Source organism: Amycolatopsis sp. SB7-3 (genome assembly GCF_041021335.1).
Taxonomy (GTDB): Bacteria; Actinomycetota; Actinomycetes; order Mycobacteriales; family Pseudonocardiaceae; genus Amycolatopsis; species Amycolatopsis japonica.
The window spans coordinates 1,643,968-1,661,420 of the sequence record NZ_JBFPJQ010000001.1 but is presented as its reverse complement, the minus strand read 5'-3'; the positions used below and the strand labels follow the sequence as shown (position 1 = coordinate 1,661,420).

Annotated in this window: 17 protein-coding genes; 8 read left to right on the top strand and 9 right to left on the bottom strand. The window is 68.3% G+C overall.

Translation table 11 applies throughout. From position 1 onward, the window contains the following. Positions 1–52: 52 nt before the first annotated feature. Complete coding sequence (locus AB8M46_RS08080) at positions 53–964, top strand: LysR substrate-binding domain-containing protein (protein ID WP_394359962.1); 912 nt, start codon at positions 53–55, stop codon at positions 962–964. Here the strand turns inward: AB8M46_RS08080 and AB8M46_RS08075 are convergent. Continuing rightward, entirely contained in the window at positions 946–1,953 is a 1,008-nt protein-coding gene (locus AB8M46_RS08075) for a small ribosomal subunit Rsm22 family protein (RefSeq protein ID WP_394359961.1), read from the bottom strand. The genes AB8M46_RS08080 and AB8M46_RS08075 overlap by 19 nt on opposite strands. A 133-nt stretch (positions 1,954–2,086) precedes the next feature. Here AB8M46_RS08075 and AB8M46_RS08070 point away from each other — a divergent pair, with 133 nt between their 5' ends. Together AB8M46_RS08070 and AB8M46_RS08065 are read left to right on the top strand one after the other, a co-directional pair. Further along, entirely contained in the window at positions 2,087–2,503 is a 417-nt protein-coding gene (locus AB8M46_RS08070) for a YciI family protein (protein WP_037335443.1), read from the top strand. 30 nt (positions 2,504–2,533) lie between these two features. Next, a complete protein-coding gene (locus AB8M46_RS08065; protein WP_037335445.1) occupies positions 2,534–3,808 on the top strand; it encodes an RNA polymerase sigma factor in 1,275 nt (424 codons plus the stop codon). 56 nt (positions 3,809–3,864) lie between these two features. Here AB8M46_RS08065 and AB8M46_RS08060 read toward each other — a convergent pair whose 3' ends face one another. From AB8M46_RS08060 to AB8M46_RS08035, 6 genes are all read right to left on the bottom strand, one after another. Beyond that, a complete protein-coding gene (locus AB8M46_RS08060; RefSeq protein WP_233629609.1) occupies positions 3,865–4,305 on the bottom strand; it encodes a sigma factor-like helix-turn-helix DNA-binding protein in 441 nt (146 codons plus the stop codon). Between the two features lie 76 nt (positions 4,306–4,381). Then, a complete protein-coding gene (locus AB8M46_RS08055; protein WP_037335447.1) occupies positions 4,382–5,254 on the bottom strand; it encodes a hypothetical protein in 873 nt (290 codons plus the stop codon). A 107-nt stretch (positions 5,255–5,361) separates the two neighbouring features. Continuing rightward, positions 5,362–7,044 (bottom strand): L-lactate permease, encoded by a 1,683-nt coding sequence (locus AB8M46_RS08050; RefSeq protein ID WP_394359960.1) that lies wholly within the window; start codon positions 7,042–7,044, stop codon positions 5,362–5,364. A 1-nt stretch (position 7,045) separates the two neighbouring features. Further along, entirely contained in the window at positions 7,046–7,828 is a 783-nt protein-coding gene (locus AB8M46_RS08045; RefSeq protein ID WP_037335451.1) for an IclR family transcriptional regulator, read from the bottom strand. Positions 7,829–8,108: 280 nt separating this feature from the next. Continuing rightward, positions 8,109–8,516 (bottom strand): CoA-binding protein, encoded by a 408-nt coding sequence (locus tag AB8M46_RS08040; RefSeq protein WP_037335452.1) that lies wholly within the window; start codon positions 8,514–8,516, stop codon positions 8,109–8,111. 34 nt (positions 8,517–8,550) lie between these two features. Further along, a complete protein-coding gene (locus AB8M46_RS08035) occupies positions 8,551–9,123 on the bottom strand; it encodes a hypothetical protein (protein ID WP_378426796.1) in 573 nt (190 codons plus the stop codon). A gap of 131 nt (positions 9,124–9,254) precedes the next feature. On the opposite strand from AB8M46_RS08035, the gene AB8M46_RS08030 reads away from it, so the two are divergent. Next, complete coding sequence (locus AB8M46_RS08030) at positions 9,255–10,052, top strand: 2-keto-4-pentenoate hydratase (protein WP_037335454.1); 798 nt, start codon at positions 9,255–9,257, stop codon at positions 10,050–10,052. Beyond that, on the top strand, positions 10,049–10,810 hold the full coding sequence (locus tag AB8M46_RS08025; protein WP_394359959.1) for a 2-keto-4-pentenoate hydratase: 762 nt from the start codon (positions 10,049–10,051) through the stop codon (positions 10,808–10,810). The genes AB8M46_RS08030 and AB8M46_RS08025 overlap by 4 nt, the downstream gene beginning before the upstream one ends. On the opposite strand, the gene AB8M46_RS08020 is transcribed toward AB8M46_RS08025, so the two are convergent. Beyond that, the gene (locus tag AB8M46_RS08020; RefSeq protein ID WP_073845425.1) at positions 10,791–11,675 is read right to left on the bottom strand and encodes an alpha/beta fold hydrolase; all 885 of its coding nucleotides are present in this window, start codon (positions 11,673–11,675) and stop codon (positions 10,791–10,793) included. The genes AB8M46_RS08025 and AB8M46_RS08020 overlap by 20 nt on opposite strands. A gap of 13 nt (positions 11,676–11,688) precedes the next feature. Continuing rightward, positions 11,689–13,575, bottom strand: a complete 1,887-nt coding sequence (locus AB8M46_RS08015; protein ID WP_394359958.1) for an ABC transporter ATP-binding protein — start codon at positions 13,573–13,575, stop codon at positions 11,689–11,691. Positions 13,576–13,788: 213 nt separating this feature from the next. On the opposite strand from AB8M46_RS08015, the gene AB8M46_RS08010 reads away from it, so the two are divergent. From AB8M46_RS08010 to boxB, 3 genes are all read left to right on the top strand, one after another. After that, a complete protein-coding gene (locus AB8M46_RS08010) occupies positions 13,789–14,220 on the top strand; it encodes a hypothetical protein (RefSeq protein ID WP_394359957.1) in 432 nt (143 codons plus the stop codon). Positions 14,221–14,428: 208 nt separating this feature from the next. Beyond that, a complete protein-coding gene (boxC, locus tag AB8M46_RS08005) occupies positions 14,429–16,021 on the top strand; it encodes a 2,3-epoxybenzoyl-CoA dihydrolase (protein ID WP_394359956.1) in 1,593 nt (530 codons plus the stop codon). Positions 16,022–16,028: 7 nt separating this feature from the next. Continuing rightward, positions 16,029–17,450 carry a benzoyl-CoA 2,3-epoxidase subunit BoxB gene (gene boxB / locus AB8M46_RS08000; RefSeq protein ID WP_037335463.1) on the top strand — a complete coding sequence of 474 codons (1,422 nt, stop codon included), beginning with the start codon at positions 16,029–16,031 and terminating at the stop codon, positions 17,448–17,450. Positions 17,451–17,453: the final 3 nt, after the last annotated feature.

Genomic DNA, 17,453 nt, shown 5'->3' with positions numbered 1-17,453 from the left:
GCGATACCGGTTCGGCGCTTGTCCGCCCCGGGCCGATTCCTAGACTGGATGGGTGTTCTCCCTGGAGCAGCTGGTGAGTTTCGTCGCGGTGGCCGAGGAACTGCACTACGGCCGGGCGGCGGAGCGGCTCTCGATGACGCAGCCGCCGTTGAGCAGGCGGATCCAGCTGCTGGAGCGGGAACTCGGGGCCGAGCTTTTCGACCGTACGCACCGCACCGTCCGGTTGACCCCAGCCGGACGGGTTTTCCTCGCCGAGGCAAGGAAGATCCTGCGTTCGTCACACGAGGCGACGTTGTACGTCCGCCGCGTGAAGAAGGGTGAGGTCGGCGTCGTGACGCTCGGTTTCACCGCCACGGCGGCGTATTCGTATCTCGAACGCGTCATCGCCGCGGCGAACGCCGAGGTGCCCGGTGTCGATCTCGTGCTCCGGGAGATGGTGACGGCGGCGCAGGTGGAGGAGTTGCTGGCGGGCGGGATCGACCTCGGCATGATCCGGCCACCGGTCGCGGGCGCCGACATCGTGACCCTGCCGCTGTGGCGGGAACCGCTGCTGGCCGCGCTGCCGTCGGCGCATCCTTTGGCGCGGCGCAAGAAGAACCCCGACGTCCGTGATTTCGACGGCGAACCGTTCATCATGTATTCGCCGTCGGAAGGCCGGTACTTCCACGATCTGCTCGTGGCGGTGTTCCGCGCCGCCCGGGTGTCGCCGGAGTACACGCAATACCCCTGCCAGGTGCATACGGTGCTCGCGCTGGTGAAGGCGGAACTCGGCGTCGCGCTGGTGCCTGCCGCGGCGGGCACGCTGCGCTTCGAAGGTGTCGTGCTCCGTCCGGTGGACGGGGTCGAGGGCCGTCCGGTGGAACTCGACCTGATGTGGCGGCGCGGCAACGACAATCCGGCGCTCGGCGCGCTGCTCACCGCCATCGGCAATCCGCCGCGGCGCCGTCAGTCCACTGTGGAGTGATCGGGCCAGGCGTCGCCCCATTCCGCGTCCCGGGCCATACGGTAGGCCGGGCCGTGCCGTTTGGTGACGATCTTCTCGGTGAGCCCGGACTCGGCGCACAGGGACAGGCTGACCATGCCCTTGCGTTTGGCCGGATGCCGCAGGACGCGGGCGTCGGCGCGTTCCGGCGCCGTGCGGGAGGCGACGACGTAGGAGAACTTCTCGTCCTCGAAGCCGAGCGTCCCGGACTTGAGCTGACGGTGCAGGCCGGTGCGCGGGAGGCGCGCGGAGAAATGGCACCAGTCCTTGCCGCGCGGGATCGGGCACGCGCCCTCGTGCGGACAGGGAGCGACCAGGGAGAGCCCGAGTCCGACGAGCTGATCCCGCGCCGCGACGATCCGCTCGTAACCCGCGGGGGTGCCGGGCTCGATCAGCACCAGCATCGAGGCCTTCGCCGAGAGCCAGCGGACGGTGTCGGCCCGGCGCGCTTCGGGCAGCTCGCCGAGGACATAGGAGAGGGTCACCAGATCGGCCTCGGGGGCGGGCGCCGCCGGGTCGATCAGGCCGCGTCGCCAGGTCGAGCCCCGGACGGCCTTGTCCCCGGCGTTCTCCGCGAGCCGCCGCCCCAGCGCGATCGCGCCGGGGACCTGTTCGACGACGGTGCTCTCCTCCAGCGTCGGCCACACGTCGGCCGCAGCCCAGATCGCGGCGCCGGTTCCGCCGCCGATGTCGATCTGCGTGCGCGGAGCGAACCCAGGAGCGCGAAGGGCGGCTTCGGCGAGGACGGCGTGTACGGCCGCGTACGTGGCCGGCATCCGGTAGCCCGCGTACGCCGCGATGTCCGCTTCGGACGAGAGGATCGGCGCGCTCGCGGGGGCGTTCTCGCGGTAGCGCGTGCTGAGCCGCTCGACGGACTGCGTCAGCCTGTTCTGCGGGTACTTGCCCAGCTCTTCGTCGAGGGCGGAGCGGAGGGTTTCGGGGAGTCCAGGCACGATCGCAGATTCTCTCATGGGTGCTTGACCTGCGGTTTTCCGGCTGCTCGAATATCCGCGGAAAAAAGTTCGGGGACCGTGTCGAAACCCGGGGTGCCCGATCGACGCGTAGATGTGGCAGGGACGAGCCCCGCCGGGAACGGAGACTTCGATGCGGTTCATGGTGATTGTCAAGAGCGACGAGAAGACCGACGTGGCCGGCGCCCAGCCGAGCGCCGAGGAGTTGCAGGAGATGGGGAAGTTCAACGAGGAACTGGTGAAGGCCGGCGTCATGCTCGCGGGTGAAGGCCTGCTGCCCAGCTCGGAGGGTTTCCGCCTCCAGTACTCCGGCACCACCGAGGCGCGCGTCGTCGACGGGCCGTTCGCCGAGAGCAAGGAACTCATCGCGGGTTTCTGGATCCTGCAGGTCAAGGACCGGGCCGAGGTCATCGAATGGATGAAGCGCGCGCCGTTCCGCGAGGGCGAGATCGAGATCCGCCGGATCGCGGAGATGGAGGACTTCGACAACGCGACCCCGGAGATCGTCGAGCACGAGCAGAAGCTGCGGGAGCAGGCCGAGGCCAACTAGTGGTTGCGGTCGTCGCGCCGACGATGTTGATTGGTCGGCGTGACGGCAACGACAGACTCCCGTTCGGCGATCGACGCGGTGTGGCGGATCGAATCGGCCCGCCTCATCGCCGGCCTCGCGCGGATGACGCGCGACGTCGGCCTCGCGGAGGAGCTGGCGCAGGACGCGCTGGTCGCCGCGCTCGAACAATGGCCTGAGTCGGGCGTCCCGAGGAATCCGGGCGCCTGGCTCATGACCACGGCCAAACGGCGGGCCGTCGACACCTTCCGGCGCAACGAGCGGTACGAGAAGAAGCTCGGCGAGATCGGCCGCGAGCAGGAGTACGAGGAGGAACCCGACTTCACCGCGGGCCTCGACGACCATATCGAGGACGATCTCCTGCGGCTGGTGTTCACCGCCTGCCACCCGGTGCTTTCGACCGAGGCGCGGGTGGCGCTGACGCTGAAGATGATCGGCGGGCTGCAGACGCACGAGATCGCGCGGGCGTTCCTGGCCAAGGAGACCGCCATCGCGCAGCGGATCGTGCGGGCGAAGAAGACGCTCGGCGACGCCAAGGTGCCGTTCGAGGTGCCCGAGGCGGCGGACAGGGTCGCGCGCCTTTCCTCGGTGCTCGAAGTCATCTACCTGATCTTCAACGAGGGCTATTCGGCGACGGCGGGCGAGGACTGGATGCGGCCCGCGCTGTGCGAGGAGGCGCTGCGGCTCGGACGGATCCTCGCCGGGCTGATGCCGAAGGAACCCGAGGTGCACGGGCTCGTCGCGCTGATGGAGATCCAGGCTTCACGGTCCGCCGCCCGTGTCGGGCCGAACGGCGAGCCCGTGTTGCTGATGGACCAGGACCGCACGAAATGGAACCGGATCCTGATCGGCCGCGGCCTCTCCGCGCTGGAGCTCTCCGAGTCGCTCACGGGCGGCGCTTTCGGCGTCTACGCGGCGCAGGCCGCCATCGCCGCCTGCCACGCGCGGGCGCGGACGGGCGAGGAGACCGACTGGGCGCGGATCGCCGTGCTGTACGAAGGGCTCGGGAAGCTGAACCCGTCGCCGGTGATCGAACTGAACCGCGCGGTGGCGTTGTCGATGGCCGTCGGGCCGGAGGCGGGGCTGGAGATCGTCGACAAGCTGACGTCGGAGCCCGCGCTCAAGGCGTACCACCTGCTGCCGAGCGTGCGCGGCGACTTCCTGTCGAAACTCGGCCGCCTCGACGAGGCCCGCGCCGAATTCGAGCGCGCGGCGGAGATGACCGGGAACGACCGGGAGCGCACCCTGCTCCTGAACCGCGCGGCCGAATGCACCCCTCGCGATTAGTCCTCTGAATGCGGTGGTTCGTGGTGCGAACCACCGCATTCAGAGGACGAAACGCGTCAGGCGCGGGCGGGGCGAAGCGCGGTCAGCGCCCGGTGCTGGCCCAGCCGGACCGCCTGGACGGAGCAGCCGAGCGCGAGCGCGGTGTCGTCGGCGGAAAGCCCGACGAGCGACCGCAGCACCATGATCTCGCGCTGCTGCCCCGGCAGCCCCGAAAGCGGATTCGGCAGTTCGGCGGCGGTCCGGTGGAAGTCGTCGACCAGACCGTGCGTGACGTCGTAGGCGAACGCGAGCAGGGCGCGCGCACCGGCCGTCCCGGCGACGATTTCGCGGCAGCTGTCCTTGGCGACCGCGTCGGCGATGTCGTAGGTGCCCGAACGACGACCGATCCGCGCCCGGCAGTAACGCACGACCAGGACGCGGACGGCGTCGACGAGTTTCGAAGTCGGCTCCATCCGCCCGTCGGCCTCCTCCGGCCGTCGCGAACCGTGTCCTTCCATCGGCTCCCTCTCCCACCTTTCAGATGAGCACGGCCGCGGGGGAGGGAGGTACGGTCTTTTTGCCCACACGAGTGGGTCAGGCCTCGATGAAGACGATCCGCTCGGGCTCGATCGTGAGGCTCACGGTCTGCCGCTTCACGCTCACCAAGGTCTCGAATTCCGTCGCGTGCCCGTCCGGGACGGTGAACAGGCGATCGTTGCGGGAATCGAGGAAGTCGGAGAAGCCGGTCAGCGAGACCCCGCCGCTTTCGTCGAGCGCGAGGTAGTCGACGAGCCGGCGGAACAGTTTCGGCAGGATCACCAGTTCGTCGGCGAGTTGCCGCCGCGACGCGAGCTTGAACCCGGAGTTCGTGACGTCCTGCGGCCACAGCCCGAGCCCGTTCTGGCGGGCTTTGACCGCGGCTTCGGCCAAGGCGTCACGGAGATCGGGATAAAGCAGTGAATAGAACGTCGGATAGACGAGACCGTCCGCGACCTGCCGGTAGTTCGCGGAGTTCTTCAGCGTTTTGACGTCGAGATGGACCTTGGAAAGGTCCGCCGACCGGCCCGGCCGCTGCCCGGGAAAGGCGAACGCCACGGCTCGTCCGTATTTGTCGGCGAATCGCGTCAGTATGTGACCGGCTACCTTGATCGGCGTCGACGAAGTGACCGTTCCCCGCTCGTCGCGTTCGACGGTTTTGAAGCCGAGGCACTTCAGCAGGTTCGCCGCGGCGGCGTCGGCGAATTCCGCGGGCTGGTGCCACATCCCGCCGGTTCCCCTGGCCTGGTAATGCGTTTCGAGCGCGTCGATCGCGTCGAGCCGCAACTGCATCCCGCCCCGCGAATTGAGCCGGACCTTCAGGCCCGCCTTCTTGGTCGCCTGCGGGTCTTCGGGATAGAACCGCACCGAATCGCCGTCCGGTGAGGCTCCGACAAGCTGGAACGTACCTTTGATCAGCGTCATGGGCATGAGGACAACGGTAGTTCGCATTCCGGTGAACGGATCCGGTGTTCATCCATCCAGCCCAATGGCCGGTTAAGATCGGATGACCATTGTGGACATTATCGAATTCACGTTCACGACGGGATCATGAACCGCAGCACGGTCGCCTGCAGCAACGAGATCACCCCGACCACGGCGGTCAGCACCACCGACCACAGGAACGTCTGCCGCAGCAACGCGCCTTCCTCACCGGACCGGCCGATCGCGGTGGCACCGATGGACAGGTTCTGCGGCGAGATCATCTTGCCCATCACGCCGCCGGAGGTGTTGGTGGCGCCGGCGAGGATCGGGTCGACGTGCAGTTGCTGAGCCGAAATCACCTGCATCGGCCCGAAGAGACTGTTCGTCGACGCGTCCGAGCCGGTGAGGAAGACGCCCAGCCAGCCGATGTAGGCGGAGAACAACGGGAACAGCACCCCGGTGGTCGCGAGCGCGAGGCCGAGGGTCTGCGTCGCGCCCGAGTAGTTCATGACGAACGCGATCGCGAGGATCATGAAGATCGTCGCCAGCGCCCACCGCATCTGGTGCAGTGTCCGGCGGTAGGTCGCCAGCAGCAGCCGCGGTTTCGCGCCCATCGCGAACCCCGCCACGATCGCCGCGATCAGGGCCACCGTTCCGGGCGAATAAAGGAAGTCGACGGTCAGCGTCGCCGCGTACGGCGTGTCCTTGGGCGTGATCGGCGGGTGCTGGACGACCTCCTTGTGCAGCCCCGGCCACGCGAACATCCAGTCGGCCTTGTGCAGCAGCTTCGTCAGGTCCAGCCATTCGGGCAGGTTCTTGAAGATCGTGCCGATCCGGGAAAGGAAGATCGCCGTGATCAGGATGATGTACGGCGCCCACGCGTACAGCGCGCCGCGTCCGGCCTTCGCCGCGCCGAGACTGGCCTTCACCGGTTCTTCGCCGTCGAAACGCCAAACCGCCGAAGGCTGCCAGAACCGCGTCAGGATCCACAGCGAGGCCATCGCGGCGAGTGCGGCGACGACGTCGACGAGGCTCGGGCTGATGAAGTTCGAGGTGACGAACTGCATGACCGCGAACGACAGCCCGGCCGTCAGCACCGCGGGCCAGACCTCGATCATCCGCTTCCAGCCCGCGAGCACCACGATCAGGAAACCGGGGACGATCAGCGCCAGCAACGGGAGCTGCCGTCCGACCATCGACGAGAACAGTTCCGTCGCCTGTTCCTGTTTCAGGTCGAGGATCGGCGCGGTCAGCCTGCCCAGCACGATCAGCGGATTGCCGAGACCGCCGAACGCGACCGGCGCGGTGTTCGCCAGCAACGCCAGCACGACCGCCTTCACCGGCGGGAAACCGAGCGCGGCCATCATCGCCGCGGTGATCGCGATCGGCGAGCCGCCGCCCGCGATCCCTTCCAGCAGCGCGCCGAAACCGAACGCGATCAGCAGCGCCTGGAGGCGGCGGTCCTCACTGAACCCGGCGAGGACCGCTTTGATGTCGTCGAACCGTCCGGTCGCGACGGTGACGTTGTGGAAGTACACGGCGTGGAACGCGATCCAGGCCACCGACCACACCCCGAAGACCAGCCCCATGACGGCGGAATCGAGGGCGAGCCCGGCGGGCATGCGGTACAGCAGCACCGCGACCAGCAGCGCGGTGATCAGCGCGAGCCCGGCCGAGAGCTGCGCCGAGCGGCGCAGGACCCCCAGCGTCACCAGCAGCACGATGATCGGCAGCGCCGCCAGCGCGGCGGACAGCCACAGCCCGCCCGCCGGCTGGTAGTCCTGGAGCCAGCCCACCTCAGGCCCTTTGCGCCCGGACGTAACCCAGGCGGAGCGACAGCGCGGCGGCGGTCCCGGCCACCGTCGCGCCGAGTTCGTCGGTGCGGCGGAGCACGCGGCCGGCGGGGCCCGCGACGCTGATCGCGGCGATCGGCCGTCCGGTGTGGTCGCGGACGGCGGCGGCCACGCAACCGACGTCCGGTTCGTTCTCGACGTCGTCCACCGCCCAGCCGCGACGGCTCGTCCTGGCGAGATCGTCGAGCAGCCGGACGGGATCGTTGATCGTCTTGAGCGTGAGACTGTCGAGTTTCATCCGGCGGATGCGCTCGACGCGGTCCTGTTCGGGCAATGCAGCCAGCCACGCCTTGCCCAGCGACGTCGCGTGCTGCGGACGGCGGGTGCCGAGGCGGCAGGCCAGCGTGACGGCGTTGGCGCTGCGTTCGGTGGCGACATAGACCATCGTGTCGTTGTCCGGGACGGCGAGATACGTCGTCTCGCCGCTCCGCTCGGCGAGCGAGGCGAGGTAGCGCGGCGCGCAGCGGTGGAGGTCGGTCGCCGCCATCGCGCGGGCGCCGAGTTCGACCAGCCGGGTACCGAGCCGCACACGGCCGGTGGCGCGATCGGCTTCGAGGTATTCGAGATTCTTGAGGGTGCCGACGATGCGGTAGGCGGCACTCCGCGAGAGACCCAGTTGCCTGGCGATCGCGTTGGTGGAAATCTCCTGGTTCTGGCCGACGTGCTCGAGAACCGCGAGACCGCGCTCGAGTGTGCCACTGGAATCCAGCCCGCGTGGTGTGCCCACTTCGCCCTCCGTAGGACCGGGGTGCCGATCATCGGCACCTGTTTCCGCTAAGCGGATTCGGACGTTAACAGTTCACCGGACCCTTGGGAAGGTTTCTTAACAAACTGGCGACCGGACAAGTTTTCCCAGCTCGCGGGCTTCCCGTCAAGATCACCGGTTTGGACCAATCCGTTCGGCGGGTCCGATTCGGCGTATGACTTCAGAGGTCATTTTTCTGTTCACGGACATGAAAGAACCCCCGCCGGAAAATCGCGGCGAGGGTCCGGGGCGGAGTCCGTTTCTAACGCACCGAGAGGTTTCCGATCGCTCGGACGACCGCAGTGCAGCGGTCTTCGACGTAGTCCAGACCGCCTTCTTCGGCGATCCGGCGGGACTCGGCGGAGACGATGCCCTGCTGCAGCCAAAGCGCCTTCGCGCCGATCGCGACGGCCTGTTCGGCGATCGGCGGGGTGTCGGCGGACGGGCGGAAGACGTCGACCAGGTCGACGGGTTCCGGGATGTCGGTGAGCGAGCGGTAGACCTTCTCGCCCAGCAGTTCGTCGGCCGACGGGTGGACCGGGATGATCCGGAACCCGTGTGCCTGCAGTACGGCGGCGACCCCGTGCGAGGACTTGGCCGGATCGCGGCTCAGCCCCACGACGGCGATCGTCTTCGATCCGGCGAGGATTTCGGTGGCGCGATCGGTCATATCCCGTACAACAGCCACCGGCCCAGGGGAATTCCTAGAGCTTCCAGAGCCGCAGCCCGCGCACCCGGTACACCGGCCAGACGACGTGCCACACGCGGCGCCGCAGGAAGACCGCGGAACAGGTGAGGACACTGCGCGCGGACGTCGTCGCGACGTCGTGGCGGTCCGGCCAGATCTCGCCGTGCCGTCCGGCGGCGATCCGGAAGACGTTGACCAGACCGCGGCCCTGCAGGTCGAACTTCGCGCCGGTGTCGCCGGAATCCGGGGTCAGTGACGCGATCTCCGGGCCGAACGCGGCCGCGGGCGCCGGCCCCGCGTCGGCGGGGAGATCGCCGACGGTGGCCGAGACGGCCTTGCCGTAGAGGCGCCGGGTGTAGCGCTGGAGCAGCAGCCGCTCCCACAACGGCAGGACCCGGCGGTGCTTGAGCAGCGCCGAACACTCCGCGTGCCCGATGGCGAAGATGTCGGTCAGCTCGTCGTAGGCGTTGTGCGCGGTGGGCTCGTTGAGGTGCACCCGCACCTCGTAGCGGATACGCGCGGTGAGCTCGTCGAGCTCCTCGCGGCGGTCGATCCTGGTCTTCGCCCGGGAGAGCGTCCAATCGGACATGGGAGCAGGCTAGGTGATGATCGGGGTCGTGCGAGACCCTTTCGGCCTAATCTCGTCGTACCGGCCAGTGGAACGGCCGTCTTGTGCGGGCCGGGGTGACGGGGCAGAGTCCGACTGGTCGGAAGGAGCCCATGGACGCCAGCACGCTGCAGGAGGCCGCGGCCGCGCTGCTCAGCGCGTACGAGACCGGTAAGCCGATCGCGCCCCTCATCGAGACCTATCCCGCCGCGACGCTGGAGGACGCGTACCGCGTTCAGCAGCGGCTCGTCCGCCATTGGGCCGAGCGCGGCGACGGCGTGCGCGGGCACAAGGTCGGCCTCGCTTCCGCCGCCATGCAGCGGCAGATGGGCGTCGACCAGCCCGACTACGGCCATCTGACCGCTTCGATGTTCCATCTCGAACACCAGCCGATCCCGATCGGCGGCTTCCTGCAGCCGAAGATCGAACCGGAGATCGCGTTCGTGCTCGGTTCGCGGCTGCGCGGCCCCGGCGTCACGGTGGCAGACGCGCTGCGGGCGGTGGATTTCGTCGTCCCGGCGCTGGAGATCGTCGATTCCCGGATCCGGGACTGGAAGATCAGCATCGTCGACACCATCGCGGACAACGCGTCTTCCGGCGGTGTCGTCCTCGGCAGCAGGCCGACCGCGATCGGCGACATCGACCTGCGGCTGGTGGGCTGCGTCCTGCACCAGAACGGCGAGATCGCGGCGACCGGCGCCGGTGGCGCGGTGCTCGGTTCGCCGGTGAACGCGCTGGTATGGCTCGCGAACACGGTCGGGCCGCTCGGTGTCGCGCTCGAACCGGGGCATGTCGTGCTGCCGGGTTCGATGACGCGGGCGATCCCGGTGAATCCGGGCGACACCGTCGTCGCGACGATGGCGGGGCTCGGCAGTGTCACCGCGAAGTTCTCCGGGGAGGAACGGCCGTGAGCCTTGAAGTGCGGGAGACGGCGGAAGCGCTGCTGTCCGGGGAAGAACGCGAACCGCTGACCGACGCGTGGCCGGAGCTGGACGTCGACACCGCGTACGCGATCCAGGACGAGGCGCTCCGGCTCAGGCTGGAGCGCGGCGAGACGCTGATCGGCGTCAAGCTCGGCCTGACCTCGCGCGCGAAACAGCAACGCATGGGCATCGACTCGCCGTTGCTCGCGTGGCTGACCGACGCGATGGTGCTCCCCGCCGGGGTGCCCGTGCCGTCCCTGCTCCATCCGCGTGCCGAGCCGGAGCTGGTTTTCGTTCTGGGGCAACGTCTTTCGGGGCCTGGCGTGACCGCGGCGACCGCGATGGCGGCGGTGGACCGGGTCTACGGCGGCGTCGAGGTCATCGACAGCCGCTACCGCGACTATCGCTTCGAACTGCCGGACGTCGTGGCGGACAACGGTTCTTCCGCGTACGTCACGCTCGGGCCGGTGGGCGCACAGCCCGCATCGCTGGATCTCTCGCTGGAGGCGGCCCTGCTTGAGGTCGACGGCGCGATCGTCGACACCGCCACCGGGGCGGCGGTGCTCGGGCATCCGGCGGAAGCGCTGGCGCTGGCGGCCAACGCCCTCGGTGCGCGCGGGCGCGCGCTGGAGCCGGGCTGGCTCGTGTTCACCGGCGGGATGACCGACGCGGTCGACGTGCGCCCGGGTTCACGGGTGGCGGCGCATTTCTCGAACCTGGGCTCGATCACGCTCGCCGGGTCTTGACGTCGGCGCGGTCGGCCGTCCGGACCAGACCGCGCGTCAGCCGGGGCCAGATCGCGCGCGGCAGGTCGTGCCCCATGCCCGGGACGATGTCCACTTCGGACTCCCGCAGCGCGCGGGCCGTGGCCCGGCCGCCGGAAACGTGCACGAGCGGATCCTTCGAACCGTGCACGACGAGCGCGGGCACGTCGACCTTCCGCAACGCGCGGAAGCGATCCCGGCTCGAAACGATCGCCGCCAGCTGCCGCGCCGTCCCGCCGGGGTTGACGCCCCGATCGAACGACCGCTCCGCGCGCTCACGCATCCGGGCCTCGTCGAAGGGATAACCGGGCGAGCCGATCACGCGGAACGTGCGCACGAGCGAGTCGACGTACTCCTCGCGGCCGCGCGGGGGCGCCGAAAGCAGCATCGCCATCGCCTTGGCGCTCGGGCGCCCGACGAACCGGTTGCCGGTGGTCGACATGATCGACGTCAGCGACCGGACCCGCGACGGATACTCGATGGCCAGGGTCTGCGCGACCATCCCGCCCATCGACGCGCCCACGACGTGCGCGCTCGCGACGCCGAGCTCGGTCAGCAGCCCGGCGGCGTCGCCCGCCATGTCCGCCAAGGAGTACGGCGCCGTGCGCAAGGCGTAGGCGAGCGGCAGGTTCACCCGGCCGGTCATCCGGCTGGACCGGCCGGCGTCCCGGTTGTCGTAGCGGATGACGAAGAACCCCTCGGCCGCGAGGTTCTCGCAGAGTTCGTCGTCCCACCAGATCATCTGGGAGGCCAGGCCCATGATCATCAGCAGCGGCCTGCCGTCCGGCGAGCCGAACGTCTCGTGGCACAGCTGGATGCCGTTCACTTCGGCGATCTTCTCCGGCATCACGACAGTGTGCCTACTCACCGCGGTACGCGCGAGCCTGGATTTCGTAAAGTTCGTGGTAGAGCCCTCCTTCCTCGATGAGTTCGGCGTGCGTGCCCTGCTCGATCAGCCGCCCCTTCTCCAGCACCAGGATCCGGTCCGCGGAGCGGATGTTGGCCAGCCGGTGGGTCACCAGGATCGTCGTGCGCCTGCTCGCGTGCCGCAGCCCGGCGAAGACCCGGGCCTCGGCCTTCGCGTCGAGCGCGGCCGTCGGCTCGTCGGCGACCAGGACGGCGGCGTCCCGGTAGATCCCCCGGGCGATGCCCATCCGCTGCCATTGCCCGCCCGAGAGGTCCTGCCCGTCGTCGAACTTCTTGGACAGCACCGTCTTCTCCTTGGCGGGCAAGGATTCGATCACCTCGTCGGCGCCGGAAGAGGTGATCGCGTCCTGCCAGGCGACGCGGTCCGGGTCGTCGCGGCCGAGCCTGCCGACGGTCACGTTGTGCTCCGCGGTCATCGGCCATTCGGCGGGATCCTGGGCGATCACCGCGATGTTCGCGTGCACCGACTCGTGATCGGCGCCCGCGAGATCGACGTCGTCCCAGTACACCTTTCCTTCGGAAGGCGGATAGAGCCCGGTGAGCAGTTTGCCCAGCGTGGTCTTGCCCGACCCGTTCTCCCCGACGAGGGCGATCACCTCGCCGCGCCGGATGGTCAAGGAAACGTCGCGCAGAGCCGGGGTTTCCTGGCCGGGATAGGTGAACCCGACGTTCTCCAGCCGGATCTCCCCGGGGTCTTCAGGAGCGGCGACCCCGCCCTTCACCGGGCCGCGTTCGGCGGATTCCACGAGCAGCCGGTGGAAGAACGCGATGTAGAAGGACTCCTCGTACAAGGAGTTCACCGCGTGCATCGTGATGGACAGCGAATTCGACGCCGTCCGCATGGCGAGCGCGGCCGTCCCGGCGAGGGCGAGTTCCATCTGCCCGCTGTAGAGCAGGAGACCGAGCACCAGATACGCGATCGCGGTGCCCACCCCGGCCGCCGCGCGCCCGGTCAGCCGGACCATGTTGCTGCGATGCGCGAGCCGGACCTCTTCGCGCATCAGGCTTTCCGTGATCCGCCGGTACTCCTGGAGCAGCGGCTCCTGGAGGGTGAGGGCGTGTCGTTCGAGGGCGAACTGGCGCCACGTGGCGACCTCTTCGACGATCCCCTTCCGGATGTTGCGGCCGACGGTGTCGAGATAATGCCGGTAGTTCAGGCGCGCGACCTTCGCCGCCGCCCAGCCGTCGGCGACCGCGGCGAGCAGCAGCACCGGCGCGAGCCACGGGTTGAGCAGACCCGCCGCCACCAGCGCGGCGACCAGCGAGATCAGCGCCGACGTCAGATCCGCGAGCCAGCGCAGGCTCATCTCGATCGACCGGACCCCGTATCGCGCGCCCTGCCTGGCCAGCTCCCGGAAATCGGCGTCCTCGAAGGCCAGCAGCCGCACCCGGACCATCGCCGCGGTGACCTCGTCACCCGCCGACGTCACGACCCGCGGCCGGAGCGCGCCCTCGACCGCGGCCACCGCCGTGTCGAGCAATGCGCGCAAGGCGTACGTGCCGACGACGACCACCAGCGCGGGCAGCGATTGCAGCACGCGTTCCGGCGTCGGACCGCTCTCCAGCAACGCGATGAACACGTTCGCCGTCGCCAGCAGGCCGAACGCCGTGACACAGCCGGAAAGCAGATGGACGACGCCGGCGAGCAGGGTCAGCCGCGGCGAGGTCCGCCAGGCCAGCCGCAGCACGATCGCCACGGCGGACGGGAGCGTGCGGATGGCCTTGACCATCCCCGCTCGGGCCACGGTCTCGTCGACCGCGGCCCACTCGGGCATCTTGAGGTTCTCGACCCCGATCAGGGGCACGGTCGCTTCGGGCACTCCTCCTTCTCTACGCGCACCCACCGACATTTCCGAGAGCCGAAGAGGTGCGGTGTGGCATGGGCCGGGTGGGTCGTGAGTGGCGTTTCGGGTTCTAACCCGAAACGCCACTCACGACCACAGTGACCCACTCGGTCCCGGCGCCCTTCCACACACCTTCGCCTTGGGCTACGCTCTCGCTAGAGCGATCTATCAAATCGCAAGGGGGCGAACATGGAAGCTCTTCGAACCGGCGGACTCACCGCGCTACGCCTGATCCTGGCCTTCACCCTGCTGACCACCACGTTGCACTACGCGCACAACGTGATCAGGGCTGCCGACTATCCGCAGATCGAGGGGATCCCGGTGGCGGTCGCCGCCACCTTGGTCGCCGTCGCGTACGTCGTCTTCACCGCGTTCGGTCTCGCCGGCTACCGCGACTACCTGCGCGGACGCTACTGGCGGGCGCTCGCGTTCCTGATGGTCTACTCGCTCTCCGGCCTCGCGAGTCTCGGGCATTTCCTGGTCGCCGTGCCGCAGATCCCGGTCTTCTGGTTCGCCACGATCTACACCGACACCGCCTCGGCGCTCGCGTTGTGGGTCTTCGTGACCTGGGCGGCGGCGAAGCTCAACCGCGTGCCCGCGGTGGTCAGTTCCCATACGTGATGCGGTGGGGCGCGGCGACTCGGAGACGCGGCGCAAGGCATGCGCGACGAAGGTGCCCTTCGTCGCGATGTGGGTCTCGTCGGCTTCGTGGCGCCCTGTCGTCGATCATCCGCAAGGGCGCCGATCGGGGTCGTTTCCTCGACCTGCTCCGTGACCAACTTTCTACATAACATTGACGCTGATCAGTGCAATGTAGACAATCGGAAGGGTGACGCGGACCACATCGGTGACGTTCGAACGTCATCCCAGCGGCTACCGGCACTGGAAACTGACCACCGACGGCGACGTCGCGTGGCTCGAACTCGATGTCGATCCCGACGGCGGCCTCGTCCCGGGTTACGAGCTCAAGCTCAACTCGTACGACCTCGGCGTGGACATCGAGTTGTACGACGCCACGCAGCGGCTGCGGTTCGAACATCCCGAGGTCCGCGTGGTCATCGTGACCAGCGCGAAGGACAACGTCTTCTGCGCCGGCGCGAACATCCGCATGCTGGCGGCGTCGTCGCACGAGTGGAAGGTGAACTTCTGCAAATTCACCAATGAGACCCGCAACGCCATGGAGGACGCCGCCGCGTATTCGGGTCAGCTCTACGTCGCGGCGGTCAACGGCACCTGCGCCGGCGGCGGCTACGAGATCGCGCTCGCCTGCGAAAAGATCCTCCTGGTCGACGACAACTCCTCGACCGTCGCGCTGCCGGAGGTGCCGCTTCTCGGCGTCCTCCCCGGAACTGGCGGGCTCACCCGGGTGGTCGACAAACGCGGCGTACGGCGGGATCTCGCCGACGTCTTCGCCACACGCCCCGACGGAGTGAAAGGGCGGACCGCCGTCGACTGGCGGCTCGTCGACGAACTCGTGCCGCGGCAGGGATTCCGCGAAGCCGTGCTGGCCAGGGCGAAGGAGTTCGCGCGGACGAGCGAGCGGCTCGACGGCGAAGGTGTCGAGCTGAAGCCGCTCAAGCATCGTTATGTCGACATCGCCCGGACCGCGACCGAAGCGACGATCACCGTCAAAGGCCCGGAGGATGACGACGGCTGGCTGCTGGACGTCACGCGCGAGCTGGACGACGCGATCCTCCGGCTCCGCACCAACGAACCCGAACTCGGCACGTGGGTGCTCCGCACGGAAGGCGATCCGGCGAAGGTCCTCGAACACGAACGCGCCGTGTTCGACGCGAAAGACTGTCTGAGCAACGAAATCGTCCACTACTTCAAGCGGACGCTGAAGCGGCTGGACGTCACCAGTCGCAGCCTGATCGCCCTCGTCGAGCCGGGTAGCTGCTACGCCGGGCTCCTGCTGGAACTCGCGCTCGCCGCCGACCGGCAGTACATCTTGGACGGTCCGCCGATCGACGACGAAGACAGTGAAGAACGAGCGGCGATCACGTTGTCCGAAGCCAACTTCGGCCGCTTCCCGATGGGCAACGGCTTGACCCGCCTCGAATCCCGGTTCTTCGGGGACCCGGACCACGTCACGAGGCTCGCGGGGGTGCGCGGCAAGGCGCTGAGCCCGGCGGAAGTGAACGAACTCGGCCTCGTCACCGACGCCCCGGACGACCTCGACTGGGAGGACGAGATCCGGATCGCGCTGGAAGGACGGGCCTCGCTCAGCCCCGACGCGTTGACCGGAATGGAGGCCAATCACCGGTTCGTCGGGCCCGAAACCCTGGAAAGCAAGATCTTCGGCAGGCTCGCCGCCTGGCAGAACTGGATCTTCACTCGTCCGAACGCATCCGGTCCCGAGGGTGCGTTGCGTCGCTACGGTACTGGTCAGAAGGCCGTCTTCGACAGGAAGCGGGTTTGAACAGCGCATGCCCACCAAGATCGATTACGACGCCAAGATCCCCAACAACGTCGACCTCTCCGGTGATCGCCGCCTTCAGCGGGCGCTGGAGGGTTGGCAGCCGAAGTTCCTGGACTGGTGGGGCGAAATGGGCCCCACACTGCGGACGCAGGGGGTCTACCTGCGCACCGCGGTGAGTGTCGGCCGGGACGGCTGGGCGCATTTCGACCACGTCAACGTGCCCGACTACCGGTGGGGGATCTTCCTCGCGGAGCCCGACCCCGACCGCGTCATCGGTTTCGGCGAGCACAAGGGTGAGCCCGCCTGGCAGCAGGTTCCCGGCGAATACCGCGCCGACCTGCAGCGGCTCATCGTCATCCAGGGCGACACCGAACCCGCTTCGGTCGAGCAGCAGAAACTCCTGGGCCTCACCGCGCCGAGCCTCTACGACCTGCGCAATCTTTTCCAGGTCAATGTCGAAGAAGGCCGCCATCTGTGGGCGATGGTGTACCTGCTGCACGCCTACTTCGGTCGGGAAGGCCGGGACGAAGCGGAAGGATTGCTGCTCCGGAATTCCGGAAGTCCGGACGCCCCGCGGATCCTCGGCGCCTTCAACGAGGAGACCGCGGATTGGCTCGCGTTCTACATGTTCACCTATTTCACCGATCGTGATGGCAAATATCAGCTCGGCACCCTCAAGGAAAGCGGCTTCGACCCGCTTTCCCGCACTTGTGAATTCATGCTCAAGGAAGAGGCGCACCACATGTTCGTCGGCACCACGGGGGTCGACCGGGTGGTCACCCGCAGTGCCGAACTGATCCGCGAGCACGACACCTTCGACATCGGCGGGTACGGCGGCATCCCGCTGGACGTCATCCAGCGGTACCTCAACTTCCACTACACCGTCTCGCTCGACCTCTTCGGCGGGGAGACCTCGACCAACGCGGCGAACTACTACACCGCCGGGCTGAAAGGCCGCTGGCAGGAGCCCCGCCGCAAGGACGACCACAAGCTCACCGACGCCGCCGGATCGCTGTCCCGGCCGAAAGCCGACGGCACCTGGGAGACCGAGGAACACGCGGCGATCCTGCTGCTGAACCTCGACCTGCGGGAGGAGTACCGCGCCGACTGTCAGACCGGGGTCAACCGCTGGAACAAGATCCTGGACGAGGCGGGCGTCGACTTCCGATTCGTCCTCCCGCACCCTGGATTCAATCGCGAAGTCGGCATAAACTCCGGCCACCATGTGACGCCCGACGGCACCGTTGTCGACGAGCGGACGTGGCTGGCCGGCAAACGCAAGTGGCTGCCCACTCCCGAAGACCTGACTTTCGTCCGATCGCTGATGCACCCGGTGTACGAGCGAGGAAAGATCGCGAGCTGGGTGGCGCCGCCACGCCAGGGCATCAATGGGAAACCGTTCGACTACGAATACGTTTACCTGAGCTGAGCG

What these genes read in the sequence shown, in the direction of transcription:
- AB8M46_RS08075 (WP_394359961.1), bottom strand. Translation starts at nt 1,953, where the DNA reads ATGAGAGAATCTGCGATCGTGCCTGGACTCCCCGAAACCCTCCGCTCC.
- AB8M46_RS08020 (WP_073845425.1), bottom strand. Translation starts at nt 11,675, where the DNA reads ATGCCGGAGAAGATCGCCGAAGTGAACGGCATCCAGCTGTGCCACGAG.
- AB8M46_RS08030 (WP_037335454.1), top strand. Translation starts at nt 9,255, where the DNA reads ATGGACGCCAGCACGCTGCAGGAGGCCGCGGCCGCGCTGCTCAGCGCG.
- AB8M46_RS08060 (WP_233629609.1), bottom strand. Translation starts at nt 4,305, where the DNA reads ATGGAAGGACACGGTTCGCGACGGCCGGAGGAGGCCGACGGGCGGATG.
- AB8M46_RS08070 (WP_037335443.1), top strand. Translation starts at nt 2,087, where the DNA reads ATGCGGTTCATGGTGATTGTCAAGAGCGACGAGAAGACCGACGTGGCC.
- boxB (WP_037335463.1), top strand. Translation starts at nt 16,029, where the DNA reads ATGCCCACCAAGATCGATTACGACGCCAAGATCCCCAACAACGTCGAC.
- AB8M46_RS08035 (WP_378426796.1), bottom strand. Translation starts at nt 9,123, where the DNA reads ATGTCCGATTGGACGCTCTCCCGGGCGAAGACCAGGATCGACCGCCGC.
- AB8M46_RS08055 (WP_037335447.1), bottom strand. Translation starts at nt 5,254, where the DNA reads ATGCCCATGACGCTGATCAAAGGTACGTTCCAGCTTGTCGGAGCCTCA.
- AB8M46_RS08040 (WP_037335452.1), bottom strand. Translation starts at nt 8,516, where the DNA reads ATGACCGATCGCGCCACCGAAATCCTCGCCGGATCGAAGACGATCGCC.
- AB8M46_RS08010 (WP_394359957.1), top strand. Translation starts at nt 13,789, where the DNA reads ATGGAAGCTCTTCGAACCGGCGGACTCACCGCGCTACGCCTGATCCTG.